Origin of the sequence: Kitasatospora sp. NPDC007106, from assembly GCF_040634455.1 — a bacterium.
Lineage (GTDB): Bacteria > Actinomycetota > Actinomycetes > Streptomycetales > Streptomycetaceae > Kitasatospora > Kitasatospora arboriphila.
On sequence record NZ_JBEYFP010000624.1, the window covers coordinates 1 to 3,517 of the forward strand.

Below are 3,517 nucleotides of genomic sequence, written 5' to 3' on the forward strand. Positions count from 1 at the left end.
CGGGGTGCTCTTCCTACGGCGGGGCCGGTGCGGACGATCCGCGCCGGCCCCGGCCGTTGTGCGAGGTCCCGCCCCGTCCGGTGGCGGCTCCGGCCCCTTCGTGCGCACGGCTCGCGCGCATCTGCGCGAAACTGCGCAAACATCGGCCGGTTCGAGCAATTGACGTCACATCAGGGCTCTGCTCTGATGTGAAGCGCCCTGACGGCCCCGACCGCCCCGACGGTCCGGACCGCCGGGACAGCCCCGACTGCCCCTGCCCGCGGCCGAGTCGAGCGTGCCGCGGCGCCGTGTCGGGTCACCGGACCCCGCAGACCTCCGAGGAGGCACCCTCGTGCGATCCGCTCCGCCCACCGTCCGACCGCGGCCGGGAAGTCCCGGCGCCAGGCCCATCGCGCTCCCGCTCGCCCTGCTGCTCGTCGCCGTCCTCGCCGCCGTCCTCGGCCCGGCCCACCCCGCCGGCGCCGCAACTCCCGGCAACGCCACCGGGATCACCCGCTCCGGCAACACCTTCACGGTGACCGCCTCCGGCGGCGCCGCCGCCCGGATCGTCCTCGCCCGGGCCGACATCCTGCGGATCTGGCTCTCGCCGGACGGCAGCTTCACCGACGACCCGGCCGGCCACGACCTCGCGATCACCACCGACTTCGGCGCCGTCGACGCCACCCAGACCGACGCCGGCGCCTACTGGCGGATCGCCACCCCGGCCGTCTCGCTGCGGATCAACAAGTCGCCGCTCACCTTCGCCCTCTACCGGGCCGACAACACCACGCTGCTCTGGGCCGAGTCCCAGCCCACCAGTTGGACCGCCAACCGGACCACCCAGTACCTCACCCGCGGCGCCGACGAGCAGTTCTACGGCACCGGTCTGCGCCTCGGCGACTGGGCGCTGCGCGACAAAACCGTGCCGGTCTCCGTCAGCAACTCCTGGACGGAGAACAGCAACGCCAGCCCCGCGCCGTTCTACATGTCCACCAACGGCTACGGCGTGATGCGCAACACCTGGGCCCCCGGCTCCTACGGCTTCGGTTCGCCGACCACGCTCGCGCACGACGAGAAGCGCTTCGACGCCTGGTACTTCGCCGGCGACTCGCTCAAGGGCGTGCTCGGCGGCTACACCGACGTCACCGGCAAGCCCTTCCTCGCCCCGGTCTGGGGCCTCGAACTCGGCAACGCCGACTGCTTCAACGCCTCCAACCCCGCCTACCAGGGCGACCACGCCCGGCTCCGCCACCAGACCACCCCGGACGCGGTCGGCTACGCCGCCGACGCCCGCGCCGCCGACATGCCCTCCGGCTGGTTCCTGCCCAACGACGGCTACGGCTGCGGCTACACCGACCTGCCGAACACCGTTTCCGGTCTCGCCGCCAAGGGCGTGCACACCGGACTGTGGACCTCCACCGGGCTGTCGAACATCGACTGGGAGGTCGGCACGGCCGGCTCCCGGGCGGTGAAGACGGACGTCGCCTGGATCGGCGGCGGCTACAAGACCGCCTTCACCGGCGTGCAGCAGGCCGTCGCCGGGATCGAGGACCACTCCGACGCCCGCCGCTTCGTCTGGACGGTCGACGGCTGGGCCGGCACCCAGCGCAACGCCGTCGTCTGGACGGGCGACACCAGCGGCACCTGGGACGCCATGCGCTGGCACGTCCCGGCGATCGCCGGTGCGGGCCTGTCGGGCCTCAACTACGCCTCCGGCGACGTCGACGGCATCTTCGGCGGCAGCCCGAAGACCTACGTCCGCGACCTGCAGTGGAAGGCCTTCACCCCGGCGTTCATGACGATGTCCGGCTGGGGCGCGACCAACCCGTCCGCGGGCTACCAGGACAAGCAGCCCTGGCGGTTCGCCGAGCCCTACCTGTCGATCAACCGCAAGTACCTGCAGCTGAAGATGCGGCTCACCCCCTACCTGTACACGATGAGCCGCAACGCCACCGACACCGGCGTCCCGTCCACCCGGGCGATGGTGCTGGAGTACCCGGACGACCCGGTGGCGCGCGGCAACGCGACCAGCGGCCAGTTCATGGCCGGCGACTCCTTCCTCGTCGCCCCGGTCGTCTCCGACACCGCCGTCCGCGACGGCATCTACCTGCCCGCCGGCACCTGGACGGACTACTGGACGGGCAAGGCGTACACCGGGCCCGGCTGGCTCAACGGCTACAGCGCGCCGCTCGACACCCTGCCGCTCTTCGTCAAGTCCGGTGCGGTCGTGCCGATGTGGCCGCAGATGAACTACGCCGGCGAGAAGCCCGTCTCCCGGCTGACCTACGACGTCTACCCGCGCGGCAGCTCCACCTTCAGCCTGTACGAGGACGACGGCACCACCCGCGCCTACCAGTCCGGGGCGTACGCCCGACAGCGGGTGGACGTCACCGCACCGCAGTCCGGCACCGGCGACGTCAGCATCGCCGTCGGCGCGGCCACCGGCAGCTACACCGGCAAACCCGCCTCCCGCGACTACGAGTTCACCGTGCACGCCGCCGCCGCACCCGGCAGCGTCAGCGTCGGCGGCACCGCGCTGCCCGCACTGGCCAGCCGCAGCGCCTACGACGCGGCCGCCAGCGGCTGGTACTTCGACCCGGCGGACCGCTCCGGCGTGCTCCTGGTCAAGACCGGCTCCCGCTCCGCCGCCTTCACCGTGACGGCCGCCGGCCTCACCCTGCCCACCGGCAGCGCGATCCCCGGCGCCACCCCGATCCCCACCGCCGGCTGGACGATCGCCTACGCCGACAGCCAGGAGACCTCGGCCGAGAACGGTGCCGCCGCGAACGCCATCGACGGCAACAGCGCCACCCTCTGGCACAGCAAGTGGTCCGGCACCGCCGCACCACTGCCGCACGAGCTGCAGATCGACCTCGGCGCCCGCTACGCCGTCGACGGCCTGAGCTACCTGCCCCGGCAGGACGGCGGCGTCAACGGCCGGATCGGCGGCTACGAGGTGTACGTCTCCGACACCACCGCCGACTGGGGCAGCCCCGTCGCCATCGGGAGCCTCCCGGACAGCGCGGTGCAGCAACGGATCTCCTTCGGCGCCAAGAACGGCCGCTACCTGCGGCTGAAGACGCTGAGCGAGGCGGGCGACCGCGGCCCGTGGACGAGTGCCGCCGAGATCGGCGCTACCGGACGCGCCCTGCCGCCACCGACCGACACCACCCTGGTCAACGGCGCCTCCGGCAGCTGCGTCGACCTGCCCGGCTCGGCGACCGCCCCGGGCACCCGGCCGACCCTCTACACCTGCCACGGCGGCGGCAACCAGCGCTGGACCCTGCACGCCGACGGGTCGCTCACCGGACTCGCCGGGGTCTGCCTCGACGGGACGGCCGGCACCGTCGCCGTGCAGCCCTGCAACGGCTCCACCGGGCAGCGCTGGCAGCAAGGGCCGCAACTCGCCCTGGTCAGCGGCGGGAAGTGCCTCGCACCGGAGACCAAGCAGTCGCTGGCCGAGCGCAAGACGATCCGCCAGGTGGTGCTGGAGCGCGGCTACGTCGAGCGCGGCCTGCTGACGGAGGCGCAGTTGGAC

1 protein-coding gene is annotated in these 3,517 nt (G+C 73.0%); it reads left to right on the plus strand.

Translation table 11 applies throughout. The features are described 5' to 3' along the window. Nucleotides 1-331: 331 nt before the first annotated feature. Nucleotides 332-3,517: TIM-barrel domain-containing protein (locus ABZ641_RS29625; RefSeq protein WP_359986686.1), on the plus strand; the 3,186-nt coding region annotated here is incomplete at its 3' end.